This is a genomic window from Sorangium sp. So ce176, assembly GCF_051519835.1.
In the GTDB taxonomy this organism is placed as follows: Bacteria; Myxococcota_A; Polyangia; order Polyangiales; family Polyangiaceae; genus Sorangium; species Sorangium cellulosum_G.
The window spans coordinates 10,032,678-10,056,356 of the sequence record NZ_CP150371.1; the positions used below are offsets into that span (position 1 = coordinate 10,032,678).

Here is a 23,679-nt window from a genome sequence, read left to right on the forward strand (position 1 = left end):
GCGCCCGGCGCTCGCCGATCGCCCGCTGTTCACCGCCGCACGGACTTCTGCGGCTCATCCGGGCGGCCGCCGTTCCGCGCGTGTATCCTTGCACGCGATGGCTGCACGCCCGCTTTACGTCGGCATCGACCTCGGCACCACGAACTCGACCGCGGCCGCCTTTGACGGCGAGAAGGTCACCCTCGTCAGGAACTCCCAGGGCGCGACGCTCACCCCGAGCGTTGTGCGGATCGACGCGCGCGGGACGATCACGGTCGGCGCGCGCGCCCGGAGGTTCCTCGAGAGCGATCCGCAGAACACCCGCGCGGAGTTCAAGCGGCTCATGGGCACCGCCCAGCAAATCGAGTTCGCGGCGGCGAAGGTGACGAAGAAGCCCGAGGAGCTCGCCGCCGAGGTGCTCCGCTCGCTGCGCGCCGACGTCGCCGAGCACCTCGGCGCCCTGCCGGCCGCGGCGGTGATCTCCGTGCCCGCGCTCTTCGAGCTGCCCCAGAGCGCGGCGACCTCGGAGGCGGCGCGGCGCGCGGGGTTCGAGCGCGTCGAGCTGATCCAGGAGCCGGTGGCCTCGGCGCTCGCGGCCGGCTGGACGGCCGAGGACTCCACGGGGAGCTGGCTCGTCTACGACCTCGGCGGCGGGACGTTCGACGTGTCGCTGCTCGAGACGCGCGACGGGCTGCTCCGCGTCGTCGGCCACGACGGCGACAACTTCCTCGGCGGGCGCGACTTCGACTGGGCCATCGTCGACTGGGCGCTCGCCGAGACCGCGCGCGCCCAGGGCGTCACCGTGAGCCGCGCCGACCCGCGCCACGCCGCCGCGCTCCGCAAGCTCAAGCTCGCCGTCGAGGAGGTCAAGATCGAGCTCACCCGCGCCGACGAGGCGGCGCTCGCGATCCCCGGGGCGTTCGAGGTGGACGGCGCGCATGTCGACGTCGACCTGGTCCTGCAGCGGTCGACGCTCGAGGCGCTCTGCGCGCCGATCATCGACCGCTCGATCGAGGTCTGCAGGCGGCTGCTCGCGGCGCACGGCCTCGTCGCGTCGCAGCTCGCGCGCGTCGTGCTGGTGGGCGGACCGACGGTGATGCCGGCGCTCCGGGCGCGCGTGAGCGACGCGCTCGGCGCGCCCTTCGGCGAGGGGCTCGACCCGATGACCCTCGTCGCGCAGGGGGCCGCGATCTACGCGGCCACGGCGGGCCTGGACGCGCGGGCCTCCTCCGCGGGCGCGCGGGCCAAGGAAGAGGGCCGCCGGCTCTGGCTCCAGTACCCGGCGATGTCGTCCGATCTGACGCCCCACGTCGTGGGCCGCGTCGTGGAGGGGCCGGGGCCCGCGCCCGAGCGGATCCGGCTCGCGCGCGAGGGCGACGGCTGGACGAGCGCCGAGGCCCCGCTCGACGCCGAGGGCGCGTTCGTGATCACCGTCGACCTGCTCCCGCGACGGCCGAACGTCTTCCGCGTCGAGGCGCTCGCGGCCGGCGGCGCGCGGGTGCCGGTGCACCCGCAGGCGATCACCATCGTCCAGGGGCTCACCATCAGCGATCCGCCGCTGTCGCGCACGATCGGGGTCGCGCTCGCGGACAACACAGTGCGGGTCTACTTCGAGCGCGGCGCGCCGCTGCCGGCCCGGCGGACGTTCGTGCACCACAGCGTGGAGAGCGTCCCGAAGGGCTCGAGCGCGTGCGTGCTGAAGATCCCGATCGTGCAGGGCGAGCTCGACGTCGCGCACCTCTGCCGCGTGGTCGGGACGCTGGAGATCGACGGGAGCGGGCTCACCGCGCCCCTGCCCGCGGGCGCGGCGATCGAGCTCACGCTCGAGCTCGACCGCGGCGGGCACCTCTCGGCGCGCGCGCTGATCCCGTCGCAGGGGCTCGTGTTCGAGGGCGTCGCGCACCTGCTCGTCCCCGAGGCGGCGCCCGAGGTGCTCGACGCCTCGCTCGCCGCCATGCGCGAGCGGCTCGCCTCGGTGCGCGAGGGCGCCCTGCGCAGGAACGAGCCGCACGCGCTCGGCAAGGTGACCTACGTCGAGTGCGCGCTCGCCGAGGTCGAGCGCGACGTGGCGGCCGCGCGCGGCGGCGACGCCGACGCCGGGCAGAAGGCGCGGCGCGCGCTGCTCGAGCTCGACGTGCTGCTCGAGCAGGCCGAGTCCGACAAGCGCTGGCCGGAGCTCGAGGCCGAGGCCCAGGCCGCCGTCGCGAACGCGTCGGTGTGGATCTCGCAGCTCGGGTCGGGCACCGAGAAGGCGCTCCTCGAGGAGGCCGCGCAGGGGGTGGCGCGGGCGCGCGCCGAGAAGAACCAGGTCGAGCTGCAGCGGCAGCTCCGCCTCGTCCGCAACCTGAGCAGCGCGGCGTTCCAGCGGCACCCGAAGGCGTGGGTGTGGATGTTCGAGGAGGCCGCCTCCGAGGCGCACCAGGCGTCGGACCTGGTCCGCGCGCAGAAGCTCGTGCGCGACGGGCGCGGCGCGGCGGAGCGCGGCGACGCGACGGCGCTCCGCGCGATCACCGAGGAGATCTGGCGGCTCCTGCCCGTCGACGCGCAGAAGCGCAGGCTCGGCCACGAGTCGGGGGTGCGGTGATGGACGACGCGCTCGGCCGCATCCGCGACAACCCGTTCTACGTGCTCGGCCTGCGCCCGAGCGCGACCCGCGCGGAGGTCGAGCGCGAGGGGCAGAAGCTGCTCGGGATGCTCGAGCTCAAGCTCGCGAGCGCCGCGGCCTACGCGACGCCGGTCGGCCCCGGCGTCCGCACGGCCGACAAGGTGCGCCAGGCCATGGCGGCCCTGCGCGACCCGGAGCGGCGCCTCGCGCACGAGGTCTGGGCGCGGCTCGACCCGAGGCCGCCGCCGAAGGACGACCTCGACGACGACCTCGGCGACCTGCCGCCGCCGGAGCCGCCCGGAGAGGATCCGCGCGCGCCGTGGCCCGAGGCGCTGTCGGCGCTCGGCTGGGGGTCGCGATGAGCTGGGGCGCCGCCCTGTGCATCGCGGTCGTGCTGCGGGCGATCGGCGTGGCGGTCGCGCGGAAGGCCTCGCCCGAGGCGCCGTGGCGCGAGCTCGTGCTCGGCTCGGGCGGCTGGCGCACCCCGGTGACCATCGTCTTCGTGCCGGCCGCGTTCGTCCTCGCCATCGGCCTTGCCGCGGGTCAGCTCTGGTGCGCGCTGCCGCTCGCGCCGCTCGTGCTCCTCGTCGCGCCCTGGTTCGTCGCGCGCCGCGTGCTCATTCCGCTCGGGCTGCCGCGCGCCGCGTACTTCGTCGCGTGGCTGTCGGACTGGACATGGCGCGCCGACAGGCGCGGCGGCGCGGCGCTCGCGGCCGCGTGGGCGCTCTGCCGCGCGCGGAAGCCGGACGCCGCGGTGGAGGCCTGGGTCAGCGAGCGGATCGAGCGCGGCGGCGAGCCCGCGGGGGCCGGGCCCGCGCCCTCGTCGGCGAGCGTCGTTCCGCTCCGCGGCGCGGGGATCGCCGCCGGCGCGATGCTCGCGGCGCACCGCGGGGACGTGGAGGGCGCGCGGGCGCTCTTCGGCAGCGTCGCCGGCCTGGACGAGCGCGCCTGCCCTGGCGAGGCCCGCCGCGTCGCCGCCGGCTGGCTCGCCGCCGAGGCGGCGTCGCGCGGCGACTGGGCGGCCGTGATCGCGCACGCGTGCGCGGGCAGCGGCCGGGCGCTGTCGCTGCTCGGCGCCGTCGCCGCGCGGCTGGTCGGCGAGGAGCCCGCGCCGGGGGCGCTCGGGCTCTGGCTCCGCTGGCTCATCGCGCCCCGCCGCCGCGCCACGCTCCCGCTCCTGCGCCGCGCCCTGGCCGCGGGCGCCGGCGCGCCGCGCCCGGCGCCGGAGGCGCCCGAGCCCTGCGCGGCCAAGGTCGCCGACGGCGACCTGTGGAGCCGGGCGGTGCTGCTCCACGCGACGCTGCTGCTCCGGCCGCGCGGCAAGGTCTCGGGCGACGACCTCCGGCGGCTGGGCGGCGCGTGGGACGCGGCGCTCGAGGACGCGCGCGCCCAGGCCGAGCTCCGCGAGCGGGCGCTGTCGCTCGGCGCCTCGGGGGCGCACGCGGCGCTCGGCCCGGTCGCGCGCGCGGTCGAGGACGACCTCGCGGCGGCGCTGCGCGCGGCCCGCGTGCCGCGCGCGGAGTGGGACGACCTCGGCGCGACCATCGGCCGCACGCGCCGGCGGCTCCGGGACGAGCTCCTGTCCGAGGTGGAGCTCGCGTGCGACGCCCTGCGCCGCCGCGTCGACGAGAAGCGCGAGCTCCCGGCGCTGTCGGAGTGGCGCGAGTGGACGGCGCTCCGCGCGCAGTACGAGGCCGCCGCCGAGCTCGTGGGCACGGAGTTCCGCCGCCTCGTGTTCCCCAAGCTCCACGCCGACGTGTGCCACGCCGCCGTCTGGCTGTTCAACACCCGCAAGGAGCGGGCGATCGCGAACGCGATGTTCCGGTGGCTCCTCGCCGAGGCCGAGGCGCTCGAGGACGCGCGCCTGGCGGGGCTCCAGCGCGGCAACGTCGCGTGCGGGGTGTGACGACGAGCGCCGCGCGCGCTCGATGACGGCGCGCGCGGGTCCCCGCGGCGCGCCCGAGGAGCCAGCATGATCGAGCTCGACAAGGTCACGAAGCGCTACGCCGACACGATCGCGGTCGACGAGGTCTCGCTGCGCGTCGAGGAGGGCGAGCTCCTCGTCCTGCTCGGCGGCTCGGGCTCGGGCAAGACGACAACGCTCAAGATGGTGAACCGCCTCATCGAGCCCACGTCGGGCGCGATCCGGATCGGCGGGCAGGACGTCACCCACGAGCCGCCGCACGCGCTGCGCCGGCGCATCGGCTACGTCTTCCAGCGGCTCGGGCTCTTCCCGCACCTCACCGTGGCGGAGAACATCGGCGTCACGCCGTCGCTGCTCGGCTGGGACGCGGCGCGCATCCGGGCGCGGGTCGACGCGCTCCTCGAGCTCTGCGAGCTCGACCCGGCGGCCGTGCGCGATCGCCGGCCTGCGGAGCTCTCGGGCGGCCAGCAGCAGCGGGTCGGCGTCGCGCGCGCGCTCGCCGCCGAGCCCCGGGTGATGCTCCTCGACGAGCCGTTCGGCGCGCTCGATCCGCTGACGCGCGACCGGCTCCAGCAGTCGTTCCTCGCGATCCGGCGCCGGCTCGGGCTGACCGCGATCTTCGTGACCCACGACATGGTCGAGGCCCTGCTGCTCGGCGACCGCATCGCGGTGATGCAGGGCGGCCGGCTCGCGCAGGTCGGGACGCCGCGGGAGCTCATGACGGCGCCGGCGGACGAGTACGTCTCGCAGCTCATCGGGACGCCGAAGCGGCAGGCGGGGCTCATCGACGCGCTGCTCCCCGAGGGGGAGCGCGCCGCGTGAACGAGCAGCTCGCCCTCCTCCCCGGGCGCCTCCTCGCGCACCTCGAGCTCACGCTCGTCGCGCTCCTCGTCGGCGCGGGCGTCAGCGTGCCGCTCGGCGTGCTGGTCTCCCGCGCGCGCCGGCTCGAGCAGCCGGTGCTGGCGGTCGCGAGCGTCATCCAGACCGTCCCCAGCCTGGCGCTGCTCGCGTTCATGGTGCCCGCGCTCGCCGCGATCGGCGCCGCGAGCATCGGCTACCTGCCGGCGCTCATCGGGCTCGTGCTCTACAGCGTGCTCCCGGTCCTCCGGAACACCGTTGTGGGCCTCTCCAGCGTCGATCCGGCCCTGATCGAGGCGGCCGACGGCGTCGGCATGACGCCGGGCCAGCGGCTCCGGCGCGTGGAGCTGCCGCTCGCCATGCCCGTGATCGTCGCCGGCATCAGGACGGCCACGGTGTGGACGGTGGGCACCGCGACGCTCTCGACGCCCATCGGCGCGGAGAGCCTCGGCAACTACATCTTCACCGGACTGCAGACGCGCAACACAGCGGCGGTGCTCGTCGGGTGCGCGGCGGCGGCGGCGCTGGCGCTGTTCCTGGACGGCACCGTGAGGGCGCTGGAGGTCGGGCTCCGCCGGCGGCGCCGGGGCCTCGTCGCGGCGGCGGCCTTCGCGCTCGCCCTGCTCTACGCGATCACGGCGGTGAGCTTCGCGCGGGGCGCGCTCGGGGGCAGCGCGCGGAAGATCGCCATCGGGTCCAAGACCTTCACCGAGCAGTACATCCTGAGCCGCGTCCTCGCGGGGAAGATCCAGCGCGACACCGGGCTGCCCACCGAGACGGTGGAGTCGCTGGGGTCGACGGTGGCGTTCGACGCGCTGCGGACGGGCCAGATCGACGCGTACGTCGACTACTCGGGGACGCTCTGGGCGACGGTCATGAAGCGGAGCGACCTGCCGGCGGACCCGGGCGAGGTGCTCCGGGGCGTGAAGCGGTACCTGCTTGAGGAGCACGGGATCGTCGTCGCCGCCGCGCTGGGCTTCGAGAACACCTACGCGCTCGCGCTGCGGCGCGACCTCGCCGAGCGGATCGGCGCGCGGACCATCAGCGATCTCGTGCCCGCGGCGCGATCCATGACGATCGGCGGGGACTACGAGTTCTTCCAGCGCGCCGAGTGGAAGACGGTCGAGCAGCGGTACGGGATCGCGTTCGCGCGGCAGCGCAGCATGGACCCCTCGCTCATGTACGAGGCCGTCCGGGCGGGCGAGGTGGACGTCATCAGCGCGTTCTCGACGGACGGGCGGATCGTGTCGTTCGACCTGCGCGTGCTCGAGGACGACCGGCGGGCGATACCGCCCTACGACGCCGTCGTCCTCGCGAGCGCGCGGCTCGCGCGGGAGCACCCGGAGGTGGTCGAGGCGCTGCGGGGGCTCGAGGGCAAGATCGACGCGGCGAGGATGCGGGAGCTCAACGTCGCCGTCGACGAGCGCGGGAAGTCCCCCGCGGAGGCGGCGGAGACGCTGCTGCGGGGGCTCTGACGGGGCTGTGCGCGCGCCGGCCGGCCGGCCGCGCGCGCCCGTCGCGCCCCGCTACGGGTCGCGACGGCTGCTCGCGGGCTCGCCGTCGCGCGGCGACCGGGCGCCGGGGCGCCTGAGCGTCACCAGGTGCTCTTCCTGGAGGGGCTCGGGCTGGATCGTGCAGTGGGTCAGCGCGTGCTGCTCGCGCAGCCGCCGCGCCACGGCCGCGGCCACGTCCGTGCCGTGGTGCCCCTTGGCGAGCACCACGTGCACCGTGAGCACGTTGAAGCCGTCGGAGATCGACCAGACGTGCAGATCGTGGAAGTCGACCACGCCGGGCACGCTCCGGATCGTTGTCTCGACGTCGGCGAGGTCGATCTCGATCGGGCTGCCCTCCATCAGCACGCGCGACGTGTCGCGCACCAGCCGCCAGCCGCCCCAGAGCACGAGCCCGCCGATGGCCGCGCTGATCACCGGGTCGGCCCGCGTCCAGCCGAACGCGAGGATGAGCACGCCCGCGAGGATGGCCCCGACCGATCCGAGCGCGTCCGACAGGACGTGGGCCAGCGCGGCCCGCGTGTTGATGTTGTGCCCGTGCTCGCCGGTCGAGAGCAGCAGCGCCGAGGCCACGTTCACGATCAACCCCACGGCCGCGGTGATCGTCAGCGCCTCGGCGTGCACCTCCTGCGGCTCGCGCCACCGGCGGGCCGCCTCGATGAAGATCCATGTCGCCGTCAGCGCCAGCGCGATGCCGTTGGCGAACGCCGCGAGCACCTCGGCGCGGCGGAAGCCGTACGTCCGCGCGCGCGTCCGCGCCTGCGCCGCGATGCGCTGCGCGATGATCGCGAGCGCGAGCGCCGCGGCGTCCGCGAGCATGTGGCCCGCGTCGGCGAGGAGGGCGAGGCTCTTCGACCACCACCCGACCGCCGCCTCGACGAGCAGGAACGACGTCGTGAGCGCGAAGGCCGCGATCAGCCGGCGGAGCGGCGCGCCCCGGTGGTCGTGATCGTGATGCCGCGGGTCACCGTGGTCGTGGTCGTGACGTCGCCCATCGCCGTGGCCCTGATGTCGCCCGTCGCCGTGATCATGGTCATGCCCGTGATCGTGGCGGTGCCCGTGATCGTGCCCCGCGCCGCGCCCGCGAGGGCGCTCGTGAGCGGAGCTCCCGGGATCGTCGGGCACCCCCATCGCGGCGCCGGCGCGGCTCACACCCGCTCGACGATGGTCGCCACGCCCATCCCTCCGCCGATGCACAGCGTGATCAGCGCGGTCGCCTTGCCGTCGCGCTCGAGCTCGTCGAGCGCCGTGCCGATCAGGCAGGCCCCTGTCGCGCCGAGCGGGTGCCCGAGCGCGATCGCGCCGCCGTTCACGTTGACGCGGTCGAGATCGACGTCGAGCTTGCGCGCCGTCTGCAGCGGCACCGCCGCGAACGCCTCGTTGATCTCCCAGAGATCGATGTCGCGCGCCTGCATCCCCGCCTTCCTGAGCGCGCGCTCCGACGCGGGCGCCGGGGCCGTCAGCATGATCACCGGCTCTGCCCCGGCCGTCGCGACGGCGCGGATCTTCGCGCGCGGCTTGAGCCCGTGCGCCTTCACGTAGTCGCCCGACGCGAGCAGCACCACGGCCGCCCCGTCCACGATGCCGCTCGAGTTGCCCGCCGTGTGGACGTGCTGGATCGCCTTCACCTGCGGGTACCGCACGAGCGCGAGCTCGTCGACGGTCTCGCCGCGGGGGCCCATCGGCGTCGCCCCGAGGCCGCCGAACGCCGGCTCCAGCTTCGCGAGCGCCTCCATCGTCGCCCCGGCCCGCGGGTGCTCGTCCCTGTCGAGCAGCGGCTTGCCGTCGCGATCGACGACAGTGAAGAGGCTCTTCGCGAACCGCCCCTCGCGCGCGGCCCGCTCGGCCTTGTGCTGGCTCGAGAGCGCGAAGCGGTCGACGTCCTCGCGCGAGAAGCCCTCGATCGTCGCGATGAGATCCGCCGAGATGCCCTGCGGCACCATCGCGAGCTTCTCGCGGAGCGCGAGGTTGTTCCCGTCGAGGGGCGCGCCGTCCGAGCCCATCGGCACGCGCGACATGCTCTCGACGCCGCCGCCGATGGCGAGCTCCTGCTGGCCCGACATCACCCCCATCGCCGCGAAATTGACAGCCTGCGCGCCCGAGCCGCAGAAGCGGTTGACGGTCACGCCGGTCACGTCGTCCGGCCAGCCGGCCGCGAGGATGGACGTGCGCGCGACGCACGCGCCCTGCTCGCCCGCCTGGGTCACGCACCCGACGACAACGTCCTCCACGTCTTCCTTGCGGATCCCTGTCTTCTCGGCGAGCCGGTTGAGCGTCTGCGCGAGGAGCTCCTGGGGGTGCACGCCGGAGAGCGCTCCCTTGCCTGCCTTGCCTCGCCCGCGCGGCGTGCGAACGGCATCCACGATGAAAACATCTCGCATGACAGGCCTCCGAGCCCCCGGCGTCCGGCCCGTGCTTAGCACACGACCCGTTCCCGGGGCAGCCTGCACGCGACAGGTCCCGGTGGACCTGAACCGCGTCGGATCGGCTATGCTCGCCGCCGATGACGGACCGGTCGCAGCGCATGGTGTGGGTCGATCTGGAGATGACAGGGCTCGATGAGAGCTCGTGCGCGATCGTGGAGATCGCGACCATCGTCACGGAGCCCGACCTGACCGTGGTCGCCGAGGGGCCGTGCCTCGTCATCCACCAGCCCGAGGACGTGCTCGCGGGGATGAGCGACTTCGTCCGCGATCTCCACGCCCGCTCGGGGCTCCTCGCGCGCATCAGCGCCTCCACGCTCTCGGTCGGCGACGCGGAGACCGAGACGCGCGCGTTCCTCGAGGCGCACTGCGACGAGGGGACGGCCGTGCTGTGCGGCAACTCCGTCTGGAAGGACCGCGCCTTCCTGCAGCGCTACATGCCGGGTCTCCTCTCCTTCCTGCACTACCGCATCGTGGACGTCTCCACGCTGAAGGAGCTCGTGCGCCGCTGGTACCCGACGCGCTCTGCGCCGAAGAAGCGCGAGATCCACCGCGCGCTCGACGACATCCGTGAGTCGATCGAGGAGCTCAGGTGGTACCGCGCCAACGTGTTCCAGCCGCTGCCGGGCAACGAGCCCCGCTGAGCGGCGAGCGCCGCTCGCTCTCCTCGCGCCCGCAGCACCCCGCTCGCTCGCCCCCCGGCGCCTCGCCGCGCGCCCCGGGGCGCGACGCCCGCTCCCGTCGACGGGCGAGGCGGCGCTGCCTGTCGCCGGAGAAAATTATCGACAACGTGAGAAAACTCGATCGATTGACGGAATGCTTTTGGTAGGCTGGCCATGCGTCCAGGCCTCCGGCACGAGGCCTGTGATGCAGACGCCCCGGCGGCCCCAATCCGCCGGGGTGTCGTTTGCCAGCTTACCTCGGGCAGCCTGCGGGGGCCTCAGAAGAGCTGGTCGCCGTACCACCGCTGCCGGGGGCGCCCACCGGCGTCCACGGCCGGGTTCGTGGCCAAGGAGGCCGGCGCAGGGCGGCGCGTCGCCCGGGACCTCAGCACCGGCCTCTCGGCGGCGGGTCGCACCGCCTCGGGGACATCGGGGTCGCATTGCGCCGGCGGGATCAGCCCGTAATTGTTGTCTGAATTACCTGTGTACGATGAGGGCTCGGCCGGGGCCGGGGGCGGCGCCCCGCGCCGGGCAATGAAGGAGCTCAGGGATACGGCGACAGCGGCGCTCGTCAGCCCGAGGATCAGCAGCGCCCCCCCGACCCGCAGCGCGCCGCGACGCCAGCGCGGGGCGACGATCGGGACCACGGGGTGCCGCATGGCCTCGGGGGGGAGGGTCCCGGTGGGCAGGGTGTTGCGCGACGTCGGGGTGGGCGCGCTCCGCTCGGTGTCCGGCGGCGCCTCGTGCGGCGGCGGGGCGCCCGCCGCGAGGGGCGCCGGGTCGGCGAGGAGCAGCGGCCGCACGGCGGTCATGAGCTCCTGGACCGTCCGGAAGCGCGCGTCGGGATCCTTCGCGAGCGCCCGCGCGAGCGCCTCGTTGACCTGGGGCGGCACGCCCTCGATCGGCGGGGGCACCTCGTCCAGCGCGCACACGTCGAGATCGTCGCGCCCCTCGAACGGCCGCCGGCCCGCGAGGACGCAATACAGCAGCATCCCGAGCCCGTAGATGTCCGTCCGCGGATCGATCGCGCGCGCGTCGAAGAGCTCCGGCGCCCTGTAGCGCGCGGCGTCCGCCATGGCGTCCGCGGGCGCCCCGAACAGCCGGTGCAGCCCGAACCCCCTGACGAGGGCGGCCCCCTGGCCGGAGACCACCACCGTGTGCGGGCCGAGGTCCCCGTGCGACAGGCCCAGCGCGTGCGCCGCGCCGAGCGTCCGCGCGACGTCGACGACGAGCTCGTAAGCGACAGAGCGCAGCCGGGGCAGCAGATCCTCCACCGAGGGATCATCGCTCGGCCGGGCGGCGAGCCAGCCCGCATTGCCCTCCATGCCGCCCCGGAGCACAGGCACGATGCCGTGCAACGACGCAGACGCCGAGAGGAGCCGCTCGAGCTCACCGCGGAACGCGGCGGGGTCGAGCGCCAGCTCCTCCTGGACATAAAGCGTCACCTCGCCGCCGTCTGCGTCGAGCGCGCGATAGGCCTCGGCCGGAGCGGGGGAGTCGAGGCTGGCGACGATGGTGTAGCCAGCGAACTCCTGGCCCAGGATCACCATGAGCCCCCCGACGCAACCCCCCCGCCGGACACAGCAGCTTCAGCTTCTGTACGGGGGAAGAACCAGGATCGATGCGCGGACGCGCGCCGCGATGTTGAATCAGACCAGAAGATTCTGCTCACTGCGTCGGACCTCCGGCACGAGGTTCGAGTCCATGACACCCCCGGACACGGCTCGGGGAACATCGGTTGACGCGAGCCTAACAGACGTCTCAGGCGCGCGGAAGCCGTCGGCAGGGCGGACCGGGATCGCGGAGCGCGCGAGACGGCGCGCTCACTTCCCGGAACGACGGCTCGAGGGCGGGGTAACGCGCCCTGAAGCGGCGCGCTCCGGCGGGCGCGATCGCGGCTGAGCCGCCGAGCGAGAGCGCTCGGGATCCTCGCTGGCCAGGGCGAGCATTGCTTGCTTCCTCGGCGAATCGTCAGCCTCCATGAGCAGAAAGAGGATCGCGTTCTGGAGCGTCTCCTGGGCCTTGTCGAACAGCTCTGCCACGACCGACGCGACAGGGCTGCGGCCGTCGCCGGGCAGCAGGAGGCGCGGATCGCACTGGAGCCCCTGGGCGATGAGGCCGAGCGCGCCGAGGCCGAGATCCCGCTCGCCGCGCTCGACCTGCCGCAGGTACGTGGCCGAGAGCTGCGCCCTCTCGGCGAACTCCTGCATGCTGAGCCCGCGAAGCTTCCGGAGGATGTGGATCGCCTGGCCGACCTCCTTGGGGAGCGTGTCGCGCATTGGTAGATCCTACTTTCTTCCGCCCGGTCGTGAAGCCTGGCGATGAAGGGCAAGACCCCCTTTCAAACCGTGCGTGCGGATTTCCCGCACACGGCTTGCCGGTGGCCTCTCGGGTCGCTGCATTACGCAGCCTCCGGGTACTGCACGGTCCCGCGCAGGCGGTGGAGCCCGTGGCCTTCGACGAAGAAGTCGCTCGTCCATCCCTCGACCTCGCCCGCGCGCAGGTTGCGCCCCTTGCGCTTCACGAGGAAGCCGCAAAGCCGCCGCCGCACGTAGTCGTCGACCTGGTTGAACTTGTTCGCCGCATTCCCGGTGCGGAAGTAGTTGCCCCAGCCGCGCAGCACCGGGTTCAGGTCGCGGATCAGCACCCGCACGTCCTTCACCCCGTTCCTGGCTCGACCGGTCAGCTCCTTCACGCGCTGCCGCACCCGCTTCATGCTGCGCTGAGAGGGCCAGCGCTGGAGCAAGTACACGCGCCGGCGTGACTGCTCCCAGATCCGTCCGCTCAACCGCTTGCGCAGGTGGCAGCCGAGGAAGTCGAAGCCCTCCTTGCCCCAGGAGAGATCCACCCGCCTCGTCTTGTCCGGGTGTAGCTCCAGCCCGAGCCGCGCGAGCACCTCGCGCACGCGCTTCTCGGCCTGCTCGCACGCCGACCTCGTGCTGCACATGATCACGAAGTCGTCTGCGTAGCGCACCAGCGTGCCCAGATGGGCACCGTGGCGCTCCCACGCCGCATCGAGCACGTGCAGGAAGATGTTCGACAGAAGCGGCGAGATCACGCCGCCCTGCGGTGTCCCCGAGAGCGTCGCTACCTCGCGCCCCTCGTCCATCACCCCGCACTGGAGCCACTGGCGCAGCAGCTTGAGCACCCGCCGATCCGAGATGCGTCGCTCGACCAGCTTCATCAGCTTGCCGTGGTCGATGCTGCCGAAGTAGTCGCGGATGTCCGCGTCGAGGACGTGGTTGCCTCCGCGAGCTCCCAGCTTGCGGAGGGTCTCCAACGCCTGCGTCGCGCTGCGACGAGGCCGGAAGCCGTACGAGCTCGGGCGAAAGTCCGCCTCGAAGATCGGCTCCAGCACCAGCTTCGCCGCCATCTGCACCACCCGGTCCCGGATCGTCGGGATGCCCAGCGGCCGCTTCTTTCCGTCGGCCTTCGGGATGTACCGACGCAGCACCGCTGCCGGCCGGTACGTGCCTGCTCGCAGCGCGGCGCCGAGCTCTTCGAGGAAGCGCTCCACGCCGTGCTGCTCGATGTCGGCGAGCGTCTGAGCATCGACGCCCGCCGCACCTCGGTTCCGCTTCACCCGCTTCCACGCTTCCGCGAGGACGTCACGCCTCGCGATGCGGTCGTACAACGCGTGGAACCGGCGCCCCGGATGCCGCTTGGCCGCGACCCACAGCCGGCGTTGGAGTTGTCGCACTTTGTCCTCGGGCTCGCGCCCGCGGGGGTGGTTGGAACCGGTCCTGCCGGCCATGCCCTCGTGCTTACCTCCTCGACCGACGCGACCACCGCAGGGGCCTCTCCCTCCGGCCGCGTTGTTCGTCGCGGCCCTCGACGGTACTACGGCCCCCTCGGACTCCCGCTGCGCAGCGCTCGATTTCACCTTCGGCTTATACGAGCCACCTTGCCGTGACGACGGCGGCGCAGACGGGCCTCCCGTGTTCCGCACCTCTCCTTGAACGCGTGCTGCGCCCTCTACCCCGGAGGGACCCGTCGCGCGTTCTGCTCCGGACTGCGGCGCGACGGGCGTGGCCTTCGCCGTGGCATGCGCGGCTCGGCTCCCTCGTTGTGACTCTGTCGAGGCGGCAGGCTTCACTTCATGTTGCGGCCCGCGTTCTTGCTCCCTCCGTGGAGGCACTCGACGCCCCGCTCGGGCTGCGGGGTCTCCCCCACCAACCTGGGGCCTGCTACCGGGCGCTCCGGCGCTTACCCGGGCGGGACTCGCACCCGCTGGAGATGTGCAGCGTGAGGCCGATCCCTCGCCCCGCAGGCGGGACTCGAGTTCGACCTCGTCACGACGCACCATGCGGCGAGCCTAGCAGGGAGGGCCCGCTCGAGCTCTACAGGTATCCTTCGGCCTGCAGCGCGAACATGCGGGCGTAGCGCTGGCCGCGGGCCACGAGATCGTCGTGGGTTCCCTCCTCGACGATCCGTCCACCATCGAGCACGAGGATGCGGTCGGCCATGCGTACGGTGGGGAAGCGGTGCGAGATGACGATCGTCGTCCGGCCCCTGGAGAGCGAGCGGAACCGCTGGAAGACCGCGTGCTCGGCCTCGGCGTCGAGCGCCGCGGTCGGCTCGTCGAGCACGAGGATGTCGGCCTGCTCGCGCATGAACGCGCGCGCGAGCGCGATCTTCTGCCACTGCCCGCCGCTCAGCTCGACGCCGTCCTTGAACCAGCGCCCGAGCTGCGCGTCGAGGCCCCCCGGCGCCGCGGCCACGACCTCTTCCGCGCCCCCCTCCGTGACGGCGCGCGCGATGCGCGGCTCGTCCGCGAGGTGATCGAGGCTGCCGAGACCCACGTTCTCGCGCAGCGTGAGCTGGTATTGGTTGAAATCCTGAAACACGACACCGATCCTCCGGCGCAGCGCGTCGAGATCCCAGGCGCGGAGATCCTTGCCGTCGAGCAGGATGCGCCCCTCGGTGGGCTCGTAGAGCCGCGTGAGCAGCTTGATGAAGGTGGTCTTGCCCGCGCCGTTGTGCCCGACGAGCGCCAGGCTCTGCCCGCTCGGGATATGCAGATCGATATCCCGGAGCGCCCAGCGCGACTGGCCAGGATACCGGTAGCCGACGCCCTCGAACCGCACGCCCCGCTCGCCGGCGCCGCCGTCCGCGAGCGCAGGCGCGCCGTCCGTGGGCGCCGCGGCGCCGTCCGGGAGCGCGGGAGGCGCGCTGGTGGGGATGCTCAGATACTGAAAGAGGTTCGACATGTAGAGGTTGTGCTCGTACATGCCGCCGACGCCGGCGAGGACGGCCTGGAACGCCTGCTGGCCCTGCCGGAACGCGGCGACGTAAAGCACCATCTCGCCGAGCGAGAGGCGCCCGGCGGCGGCGCCGAGCGCCATCGCGCCATAACAGCCGTAGAACGCGGCCGTCCCGAGGAGCGACAGGGCGTAAGCCCACCCGGCGCGGCGGACCGCGAGGGCGCTGTCCTCCCGGTAAAACGACGCGGCCAGCGCCTTGTACCGCCCGAGGAACATCGGCCCGAGCCCGAAGAGCTTCACCTCCTTGGCGTGGCCGTCGTTGGCGAGCACGTACTCGAGGTAGTTGAGACGGCGCGCCTCGGGAGAGCGCCAGTTGCGGAGGCGGAACGCCGCGCCCGAGAAGCGCGCCTCGGCGACCGTGGCGGGGATGGCCGCGACCAAAAGCGCGAGCACCGCGAGGGCGCTGAACCCCACGAGCATCGCGGCGTACCCCGCGAGCGTGATGAGGTTCTGCACGAGCGAGAAGCTCTCGGTCACCACCGACGCGGGGCGCGACGACGCCTCGCGGCGCGCGCGGGTGAGCTGATCGTAGAACTCGGAGTCCTCGAAATGCGCCAGATCGAGCGAGAGCGCCTTCTCGAGGATCATCGCGTGGATGTCGATCGAGAGCCGCGCGCCGAGGAGCTGCCGCGTCAGCGCGAGCCCGCGCTGGGCGAGCGCGAGCGCGGCCACGAGGCCGAGCTCGACCGAGACCCACACGAGCGCCGCGCGCTCGTCGCGGGCGACGACCGCGTCCGTGATCGTCTTGCCCACGTAAGCCACCCCGAGCGGCAGCGCCGCCGCCACGAGCGTGAGCGCGCCGAGCGCGACGCTGGCCGCCCGCGAGGAGCGCCAGACGAGCTTGAGCGTCCGCGGGGTGTGGGCGAAGCTGTCCCGCAGGCGGGAGAGGCCGAGCATGGGGGCGGATTCTAACCACGCCGCAGCGCTCCGCCCGCAGAGGCCCCGGCGAGCGCGAGCGCGGGCGCGGCGGCGCGGGGCCGCGGTGGCGGGCGCGCGGAAAGGCCGCGGTGGCGGGCGCGCGGAAAGGCCGCGGTGGCGGGCGCGCGCCGTCCGCGGTATCCCGGGGGCTCAAACAAGGAGGCTCTGCATGTCGAGCATGTCGAATGTGACCCTGGGCTACGGCGCGCTGCTCACGGCGCTCGGCGTCGGCAGCTTCGCCGCGACGAGCGCGCCGACGGCGCTCATCCCGGCCGGCTTCGGGGTCGTCGCGATCGGGCTCGGCCTTGTCGCGCGGCAGGAGAAGTACCGCATGCACGCCATGCACGCGTCGGCGCTGCTCGGCGTCCTCGGCGTCCTCGGCTCGGCCCGCGGCCTGTCGAAGCTGCCGGCGCTGCTCTCCGGCGGCGACGTGGAGCGGCCGGCGGCCGTCATCGCGCAGTCCCTGATGGCCGTCCTCTCCGCGGGCTTCGTCGTCGTCTGCGTGCGCTCCTTCGTCGCGGCGCGCCGCGCCGCCGCCCGCCCCTGAGCGGCGCGCGCGCCTGGGCGCCGCGCGCGCCGCCTCGCGGCGGCGCCAGGGCGCCCTCACAGCCCCCCTCTTCGCCATCACCTCCCCGCCACGGCGCGCCGAGCGGCCCAGTCGGCCGCGCGCGCTGGCGGCGCGCGGCGCGCTCCTGTCGAATCCGTAGAGAACGGCCGGCGCCGCAGCGCCTCTCGCGTCGACGAACTCCCTCCCCTCTCCCCACTCTGCACGTCCGATCTCCGCGCGTCGGATCTCCGGATCCGCGCTCTCCGCGCGTCCGATCCAGGCATCTCCGGGCGTCGCTTCCCCCGGGCGGATCTCCTCATGTCGATTATTTGGCAATCTGGAACGACAATCCGGAATGCCACAAATCCGCTCGCAAACGGCCAGATCGGCGCCCTCGACCGCCGTGCATGATGTACTGTCGTCGTCACCAGACCATCAACTACTAAAGAAGAGCGAGCACCATGCTTCGACGCGTCATTGCATTGGGGCTGACCGCGCCTCTTTTCCTTTCGTGCGGGGAGAACGGGGCCATCATGATCTGGAGTTGCGACGAGTGCCCCGAGGGCTGGACCTGCACGGAAGACGCCTGTATTCCCCCGCACTGCAGCAATGGCGTCATGGATGATCACGAGGGGGAGACCGACACCGACTGCGGCGGTTCGTGCGCGCCTTGCCGCCTCGGCGCTGCGTGCGAGACGGGACTCGACTGCAAGGACGGCGTATGTCGCCTGGGGGCTTGCCAGGCGCCGACGTGCGTGGACGGCGTGGCGAACGGCTTCGAGACCGGCGTCGACTGCGGCACCCGGTCGTGCCCGCTCTGCCCCGCGGGCGAAGGGTGCCTCGCCGGGGAGAACTGCGCGTCCGGCGTGTGCAGGGAGCGTGTCTGTCAGGAGCCTTCCTGCAATGACGGGATCCTGAACGGGAGCGAGCTCGACGTGGATTGCGGTGGCGCGTGCCGGACCTGCAAGTGACGCGGCGGGCGCGATGAGGCCAGCGCGACGCGGCCAGCTCAATGCGGAGCGACGACGGGCGCGGTCTCCAGGCTCACCGTGCCGCCGGTCGCGATCCAGCGGAACCCGTCGATGAGCGCGGTGGAGTCGAAGCGATCATCGCCGGTGTCGAAGAGGATGAACCGGAGCGTGATCTCCTCGCCGCCGCGCACCGGCGCCCTCGTCTTCAGCCACCGGGTGCCGCCGTCGTGGCGCGGGCTGAACCCCGTCCCCGCGAGCTCGCCAGCGCCGCGCGGGCATCCGTCGCAGACATCGAAGAACGCGATATTGACGCTGACCGGCCTGCCCTCCTCGTCGAACGAGAGGTTGCCGTTGTACGATCCCGGCGGCGCGGGCGTGGCCAGCGCCACGAACTGATCGTTGAAGTCCTCGCAGACCCACTCCGGATACTCGTACGTATAGAACTTGAAGAGGAACTCGTAGCCGGTCGCGTTCCGGGGCGCGCGCAGGACGACCTCCAGGCCGATATCGTCGTTGATGAAATCGGAAGGAGGACAGTCCGGGTTGTCCTGGGGGAACCCGGGCGGCGCGGCGCCAGGGCCGTAGCTCGAGCAGCTCTCCGTCCAGCAGGCGTCCGGGTGGTCCGGCAGGCGGGCGCGCCCTGTCGAGAGCGCGAGAAGGCGCGCGCCGCCCTGCACGTGCACGTTCGGCCCGAACCCGTCGAAGAGCCCGACCGCCGGCGAGCGCGCCGCCGGCGAGCCGTCCCCGCGGACGTACCTGGCGGACAGCACGCCCCACCGCCCGTCCTCGCGGGACGCGACAGCGCAGAGGTCGATCGCCCTCGCCCCGTTCATCGGATCGAAGTCCTCCAGCGCGAGCCCCTCGTCGCAGGGCGGCGCCACGTTGTCGATCGCGCCGTCGCAGTCCTCGTCCGCAGGCGCAGGCACCTGGCCGCTCGCGTCAGGCTCCGTGACCTCGACCTCGATCGCGCCGGGGTTCACATTTTCATCCGCATCGTTGCAGTCGCCGCCGGCGGGCGTGAACCCGTCGCCGTCGCCGTCCGCGTGGGGGTCGGCGACGGGGCCAGCGCCGCCGCCGCCCAGCCCCGGCCCGCCCGGCGCATCGAGCCCGCCGGGGCCTTCTTCGTCGCCGCCGGCCCCCGAGGACGCCGTGCCGCGCTCATCGCCCGCGCCGCCCTGCGCGGGCGCGCCCCCCACCGCCGAGCACCCGAACGCGGCGACGAGCGCCCCCAGCGCCGCGACGCCGACGCCGGGAACAGAAAACCGTCGTTCCATCATCCCTGTACTTTGCCACGAGGCCCGCCGCGAGCCCGCGCGTAGACCCCGGGCGAGCGCAGGCGGCGCGCTCGCATCCGATGGGCTCGCCCGCCCCTCGGGCCGCGGCGCGCCCCCCCGGCGGCGCGCTACATCCGCTCGGGCGCCTCGATCCCGAGCAGGCCGAGGCCCTTCGCCAGCACCTCCGCCGTGAGATCGCAAAGCGCGAGGCGCGAGCGGCGCACCTCGTCGCTCTCCGCCCGGAGCACGGGACAGCGCTCGTAGAAGGTCGTGAACGAGCCGGCGAGCTCGAAGAGGTAGCCACACAGGCGGTGCGGCTCGAGCGTGGCGGCCACGTCCTCGAGCACGGCGCCGAACCGGAGCAGCTCCAGCGCGAGCGCCCGCTCGGCCGGATCGCCCAGCGCGAACCCGGCGCCGCGCGCGGGCTCGACGCCGCCCTTGCGGAAGATCGACCGGATGCGCGCGTGCGCGTACATCAGATAAGGCGCCGTGTTCCCCTCGAAGGCCAGCATCCGGTCCCAGTCGAACACGTAGTCCTTGATGCGGTCGCTCGAGAGATCGGCGTACTTCACCGCGCCCACGCCGACGGCGCGCGCGACAGCGCCGGCCGCCTCGGCGTCGAGCTCCGGGTTCTTCTCGCGCACCACCTTCGCCGCGCGCTCGACGGCCTCGTCGAGCAGGCTCGAGAGCTTCACCGTGTCGCCGGCCCTCGTCTTGAACATCTTCTTGTCGGCGCCGAGCACCGAGCCGAAGGCCACGTGCTCGGCCCGCGCCGGCGGCCTGAGCCAGCCGGCCTCCCGCGCGGTCGTGAAGACCATCGCGAAGTGCTGGCTCTGCGGCGCGCCGACGACGTAGACGATCCGCTGCGCGCCGACGGTCGCGAGGCGGTGGCGGATCGCCGCGAGGTCGGTCGTGGCGTAGCCGTAGCCGCCGTCCTGCTTGCGGATGATGAGCGGCAGCGGCTCGCCGCCCTTGCCGGTGAAGCCGGCCGGGAAGACGCACAGGGCGCCCTCGCTCTCGCGCGCCAGCCCCTTCTCGGCGAGCTCGGCGATGACGTCGGCCAGCATCGGGTTGTAGAAGCTCTCGCCGGCGAAGTCGGCCTCGGTCAGGGTCACGCCGAGCCGGCGGTAGACCGACCCGAAGTAGCGCGTCGACTCGCGCACGAGCTTGCGCCAGAGCGCGAGCGTCGGCTCGTCGCCGCCCTGGAGCCGCACGACCCGGAGGCGAGAGCGCTCGACGAACGCGGGATCGCCGTCGAACTTGGCGCGCGCCTGCCGGTAGAACGCGTCGAGATCGCCGACCGAGAGCTCCTCGGCCGCGGCGGCCTCGCCGAGATCGAGCATGTGCTCGATCAGCATGCCGAACGGCGTGCCCCAGTCGCCGAGGTGGTTCTGGCGGATCACGCGGTGGCCGAGCGCCTCGAGGACGCGCGCGAGGGCGTCGCCGATGATCGTGCTGCGCAGGTGGCCGACGTGCATCTCCTTCGCGGCGTTCGGCCCCGAGTAGTCGACGATGACCGTCTCGGGCTCGGCCGCGGGCGCGACGCCGAGCCGCCCGCCGCCCGCCGTCTCGGCGAGCTCGCCCGTGAGGTAGGCGTCGTCGAGCGTCAGGTTCACGAACCCGGGGCCGGCGATCTCGACCTTGCGGCAGATCCCGCCGACCTCCAGGTGCGCCACGATCGCGGCCGCGACATCGCGCGGCGGCCTGCCGAGGCGCTTGCCGAGCGCCATGGCGGCGTTCGCCTGGTAGTCGGCGTGGGCCGAGCGGCGCAGGGAAGGATCGGTGGCGGCGTGCTCGGCGCCGAACGCGGCGGTGATCGCCGCCTGGAGTGCGCGGGCGAGGGCGTGGACGGGATCGGCCATGGCGCATCCTTGGCCCGGGCACGCGGCCAATTCAATAGGCAAGCCGGCGCGCTCCCGCCGCCGCGCCGCCGCGCCGCCGGCTCCTCCCCGCCTCTCTCCGCCTTTGACAAAAAACGCACCAGGCCGGACAGTTCACGCCTTCCCGTGAGCGCCTCCCCGCCCCCTGCCCCCGGCCCCCCGCAGCCCGCCGCGAGCGACGCGACGGCGGAGAGCGCGGCGGCCCAGATGGTGGGGAAGGTCATCTCGGACAGGTACCGGATCGTCGAGCTCGTCGCGACAGGCGGGATGGGCGCGGTCTACAAGGCCGAGCACCTGCTGCTGCGCAAGTGGCTGGCGGTGAAGCTCCTGCTGCCCGCGGCGAAGGGCTCCCCGGAGCTCGCCGCGCGCTTCGAGCGCGAGGCGATCGCGGGCGCGCACATCCAGCACCCGAACATCGCGTCGGCGACCGACTTCGGGAGCCTCCCCGACGGCTCCCGGTTCCTCGTGCTGGAGTACGTCCGCGGCACGACGCTCGACCGCATCATCAAGAAGGGCCGGGTGCCCGCCGCGCGCGCCGCCGAGATCGCGCGGCAGATCGCGGCCGCGCTCGCCGCGGCGCACGAGCGCGGCGTCATCCACCGCGATCTCAAGCCGCGCAACGTCATGGTCGAGCACGGCACGGACGCCGTGAAGCTCATCGATTTCGGGTTCGCGAAGGTCCCGCTGGAGCGCCTCTCCACGACCGACGCGCACAGCGGCGAGGCGCGGCCCGAGCCCGACCCGATCACGCTGAGCGGCATGGTCTTCGGCACGCTCGCGTACATGGCGCCGGAGGCGGCGCAGGGCATGGATCACGTCGACGAGCGCTCCGACCTGTATGCCCTCGGGCTGATCCTCTACGAGATGCTCGCGGGGAAGCACCCGTTCGACTCGATCCTGCCCGTCGAGCTGTTCCGCGATCAGCGCGAGACGGCGCCGCCGCCGCTGCGGCTGCGCGCTCCGGGCGCGGACGCGCCGCGCGAGCTGGAGGCGCTCGTGATGCGCCTCTTGCGCAAGGCGCCGGCGGCGCGCCCCGCGAGCGCGCGGGCGCTGCTCGCCGCGCTCGACGCGGCCGTGCCGAGGTCCGAGGCGATCGGCCTGCTTCCGTGGAAGGAGCCGCTCTCGGGCGGCATCGCGCCGCACGGGGGCGCGCTGCGCGCGCTCGAGCCCGCCGCGCCGCCGGCGCAGCAGGACCGGGCAGGCGCCGCGGCCGACGGTGGCGCGGGCGCCGGGGCCGGCGCGGCGCACGCGGGTGCGGCGGGCGCGGCGCCGGCCGGGAAGGATGCGCGCGGGGCGGCGGGGCGCGGTGCGCGGCAGCGCAGGAGCGCGCTGGGGTGGCTCCTCGGCGCGGCGGCGGTGGTCGCGGTGGGCGCGGCCGCTGGCGCGCTGCTCCTCCGTCGCCTGGACGCGGGCGCGCCCGCGCTGGCCGTCGCCGGCGCGGAGCTCGGGGAGGCGCCCGCCGCGATGCAGGCGCCGGCCGCCGGGGCGCCGGGCGCCCTCGGCGCGCGGCCGCCAGCCCCGTCCGCGGCGCCGGCCGCGGGCGCCACGGACCTCGAGCAGGCCGCCTCCGTGACGGCGCCGACCGGGGGCGCGACGCTCGACGCAGGCGCGGAGCTCGCTGGGGGTGCAGCGGCCGACGCAGGCGCGGAGCTCGCTGGAAGCGCAGCGGCCGACGCAGGCGCGGAGCTCGCTGGAAGCGCAGCGGCCGACGCAGGCGCGGAGCTCGCTGAGGGCGCAGCGGCCGACGCAGGCGCGGCGCCCGCGGGTCCGGGGCCGATCGACGGCGCGCCCCTGCCGGCCGAGCGGGCGCGCCTCGTGGAGGCCGTCCAGGCGAAGCGGTGGGAGGCGGCAGAGGAAGCGCTGCTCGCGCTGCTCGACAGGGATCGCGCCGCCTTCGCGGATCGCGACGTGATGACGTCCGCGGCCGCCGCCGCGGTGAAGAGCGCGTACCGGGCCGACGGCCGCGCGGACGCGATCTTCGACGCCCTGGAGAGCCGCCTCGGCCCCGACGGCCTCGACATCGCCTACGAGATGATGAGCGGCTACGGCGGCACGCAGGGCGGCAAGCGCGCGGCCGCGCTGCTGCGGCGCCCCGAGGTGCTGAAGCGCGCGAGCGTCCCGCTGCGCATCGCCGTGGAGCTGCGCGAGGCCCCCTGCCGGCGCAAGCACGCGCTCTTCGACCGCGCGGCGCTCGAGGGCGACGCGCGCGCGCTCGTGTTCCTGGAGATGCTCCGCTCGTCGCAGTGCCAGCCGCGCATCGGGCAGTGCTGCTTCCATCATCACGCGGGGCTCGAGCGCGCCGTGCGCGCGCTGCGCGACCGGCTGCACCACTGACGACCGGCCGCGCCCGCGCCGCCCGCGCGCCCCGGGCGAGGCGCGGCCCCCCGAGGGGCGCCGAGATGGGCTACGCTCGCACCCCCTGTCCGCGGCGCCCAGGAGGCCAGAGCACGGCCCCAGGGGCGCGCCGGACGACAAGGACGAAGGAAGAGGAATGAGCGACAAGACGAATGAGGAGATCTACAGGGCGTATCTGCTCGCGTACGCGTGCAGCGGCGACGCCTCGAAGGTCGCGGTGCTCCAGGACGCGCGCCCGCTGACCTCGGCGGTCGCCGCCGCGCTCGCCCTGGCGGAGCGCGATCGCCAGTCCGGCGAGCCGCCGGACACGTGGGACTCGCTGACCGAGCGCCTGCAGGCCATGTTCGACGAGTTCGATCCGCACGGGTACGACCTGGCGAGCGGGGACGACGAGCCGCTCGACGACGAGGACGAGGAAGACGCCGAGGAGCCGATCGCCTCCTGAGCGGCCCGGGGCGCACCTCGGCGGCGGGGCCGCGGAGCGCGCGCGCCGGCGACACGGCCATTC

The 23,679-nt window shown here is 73.9% G+C and carries 18 protein-coding genes; 10 read left to right on the top strand and 8 right to left on the bottom strand.

The genetic code is table 11. The features are described from left to right. Positions 1-97 precede the first annotated feature (97 nt). The 5 genes from WMF42_RS38035 (at position 98) to WMF42_RS38055 (ending at position 6,841) form a co-directional block, all read left to right on the top strand. Positions 98-2,563, top strand: a complete 2,466-nt coding sequence (locus tag WMF42_RS38035) for an Hsp70 family protein (protein ID WP_437688079.1) — start codon at positions 98-100, stop codon at positions 2,561-2,563. After that, positions 2,563-2,946 (top strand): hypothetical protein, encoded by a 384-nt coding sequence (locus WMF42_RS38040; protein ID WP_061610678.1) that lies wholly within the window; start codon positions 2,563-2,565, stop codon positions 2,944-2,946. Before WMF42_RS38035 ends, WMF42_RS38040 begins: the two co-directional genes overlap by 1 nt. Then, positions 2,943-4,490, top strand: coding sequence for a hypothetical protein (locus WMF42_RS38045; RefSeq protein ID WP_437688081.1), 1,548 nt, complete (start codon positions 2,943-2,945; stop codon positions 4,488-4,490). The genes WMF42_RS38040 and WMF42_RS38045 overlap by 4 nt, the downstream gene beginning before the upstream one ends. 66 nt (positions 4,491-4,556) lie before the next feature. Then, positions 4,557-5,330 (top strand): ABC transporter ATP-binding protein, encoded by a 774-nt coding sequence (locus tag WMF42_RS38050; protein ID WP_061609371.1) that lies wholly within the window; start codon positions 4,557-4,559, stop codon positions 5,328-5,330. Next, positions 5,327-6,841: a glycine betaine ABC transporter substrate-binding protein gene (locus WMF42_RS38055; RefSeq protein WP_437688083.1), complete on the top strand. Its 1,515-nt coding sequence runs from the start codon at positions 5,327-5,329 to the stop codon at positions 6,839-6,841. Before WMF42_RS38050 ends, WMF42_RS38055 begins: the two co-directional genes overlap by 4 nt. Positions 6,842-6,892: 51 nt before the next feature. On the opposite strand, the gene WMF42_RS38060 is transcribed toward WMF42_RS38055, so the two are convergent. Both WMF42_RS38060 and WMF42_RS38065 read right to left on the bottom strand, forming a co-directional pair. Further along, positions 6,893-8,029, bottom strand: coding sequence for a cation diffusion facilitator family transporter (locus WMF42_RS38060; RefSeq protein WP_437688085.1), 1,137 nt, complete (start codon positions 8,027-8,029; stop codon positions 6,893-6,895). Beyond that, positions 8,026-9,258, bottom strand: a complete 1,233-nt coding sequence (locus tag WMF42_RS38065; protein WP_437688087.1) for an acetyl-CoA C-acetyltransferase — start codon at positions 9,256-9,258, stop codon at positions 8,026-8,028. The genes WMF42_RS38060 and WMF42_RS38065 overlap by 4 nt, the downstream gene beginning before the upstream one ends. A gap of 122 nt (positions 9,259-9,380) precedes the next feature. Here WMF42_RS38065 and orn point away from each other — a divergent pair, with 122 nt between their 5' ends. Then, positions 9,381-9,944, top strand: a complete 564-nt coding sequence (gene orn / locus WMF42_RS38070; RefSeq protein WP_061609374.1) for an oligoribonuclease — start codon at positions 9,381-9,383, stop codon at positions 9,942-9,944. 296 nt (positions 9,945-10,240) lie between these two features. On the opposite strand, the gene WMF42_RS38075 is transcribed toward orn, so the two are convergent. The 4 genes from WMF42_RS38075 to WMF42_RS38090 form a co-directional block, all read right to left on the bottom strand. Next, entirely contained in the window at positions 10,241-11,512 is a 1,272-nt protein-coding gene (locus tag WMF42_RS38075) for a serine/threonine protein kinase (protein WP_437688090.1), read from the bottom strand. A 273-nt stretch (positions 11,513-11,785) separates the two neighbouring features. Continuing rightward, a complete protein-coding gene (locus WMF42_RS38080) occupies positions 11,786-12,241 on the bottom strand; it encodes a helix-turn-helix domain-containing protein (protein ID WP_061609376.1) in 456 nt (151 codons plus the stop codon). A 122-nt stretch (positions 12,242-12,363) separates the two neighbouring features. Beyond that, a complete protein-coding gene (gene ltrA / locus WMF42_RS38085; protein WP_081426633.1) occupies positions 12,364-13,716 on the bottom strand; it encodes a group II intron reverse transcriptase/maturase in 1,353 nt (450 codons plus the stop codon). A gap of 586 nt (positions 13,717-14,302) precedes the next feature. Next, positions 14,303-16,123, bottom strand: a complete 1,821-nt coding sequence (locus WMF42_RS38090) for an ABC transporter ATP-binding protein (protein ID WP_437688093.1) — start codon at positions 16,121-16,123, stop codon at positions 14,303-14,305. A gap of 190 nt (positions 16,124-16,313) precedes the next feature. On the opposite strand from WMF42_RS38090, the gene WMF42_RS38095 reads away from it, so the two are divergent. Both WMF42_RS38095 and WMF42_RS38100 read left to right on the top strand, forming a co-directional pair. Then, positions 16,314-16,691, top strand: coding sequence for a hypothetical protein (locus WMF42_RS38095; RefSeq protein ID WP_434043511.1), 378 nt, complete (start codon positions 16,314-16,316; stop codon positions 16,689-16,691). 533 nt (positions 16,692-17,224) lie between these two features. Continuing rightward, positions 17,225-17,662: a hypothetical protein gene (locus tag WMF42_RS38100; RefSeq protein WP_155798787.1), complete on the top strand. Its 438-nt coding sequence runs from the start codon at positions 17,225-17,227 to the stop codon at positions 17,660-17,662. A 38-nt stretch (positions 17,663-17,700) separates the two neighbouring features. Here the strand turns inward: WMF42_RS38100 and WMF42_RS38105 are convergent, their stop codons facing one another. Together WMF42_RS38105 and argS are read right to left on the bottom strand one after the other, a co-directional pair. Beyond that, complete coding sequence (locus WMF42_RS38105; RefSeq protein WP_437688095.1) at positions 17,701-18,939, bottom strand: choice-of-anchor L domain-containing protein; 1,239 nt, start codon at positions 18,937-18,939, stop codon at positions 17,701-17,703. Positions 18,940-19,064: 125 nt separating this feature from the next. Beyond that, complete coding sequence (argS, locus tag WMF42_RS38110; RefSeq protein ID WP_061610975.1) at positions 19,065-20,798, bottom strand: arginine--tRNA ligase; 1,734 nt, start codon at positions 20,796-20,798, stop codon at positions 19,065-19,067. Between the two features lie 144 nt (positions 20,799-20,942). Here argS and WMF42_RS38115 point away from each other — a divergent pair, with 144 nt between their 5' ends. Next, positions 20,943-23,150 carry a protein kinase domain-containing protein gene (locus WMF42_RS38115; RefSeq protein ID WP_437688097.1) on the top strand — a complete coding sequence of 736 codons (2,208 nt, stop codon included), beginning with the start codon at positions 20,943-20,945 and terminating at the stop codon, positions 23,148-23,150. Positions 23,151-23,307: 157 nt separating this feature from the next. Next, complete coding sequence (locus WMF42_RS38120; protein ID WP_061612024.1) at positions 23,308-23,616, top strand: hypothetical protein; 309 nt, start codon at positions 23,308-23,310, stop codon at positions 23,614-23,616. Positions 23,617-23,679: the final 63 nt, after the last annotated feature.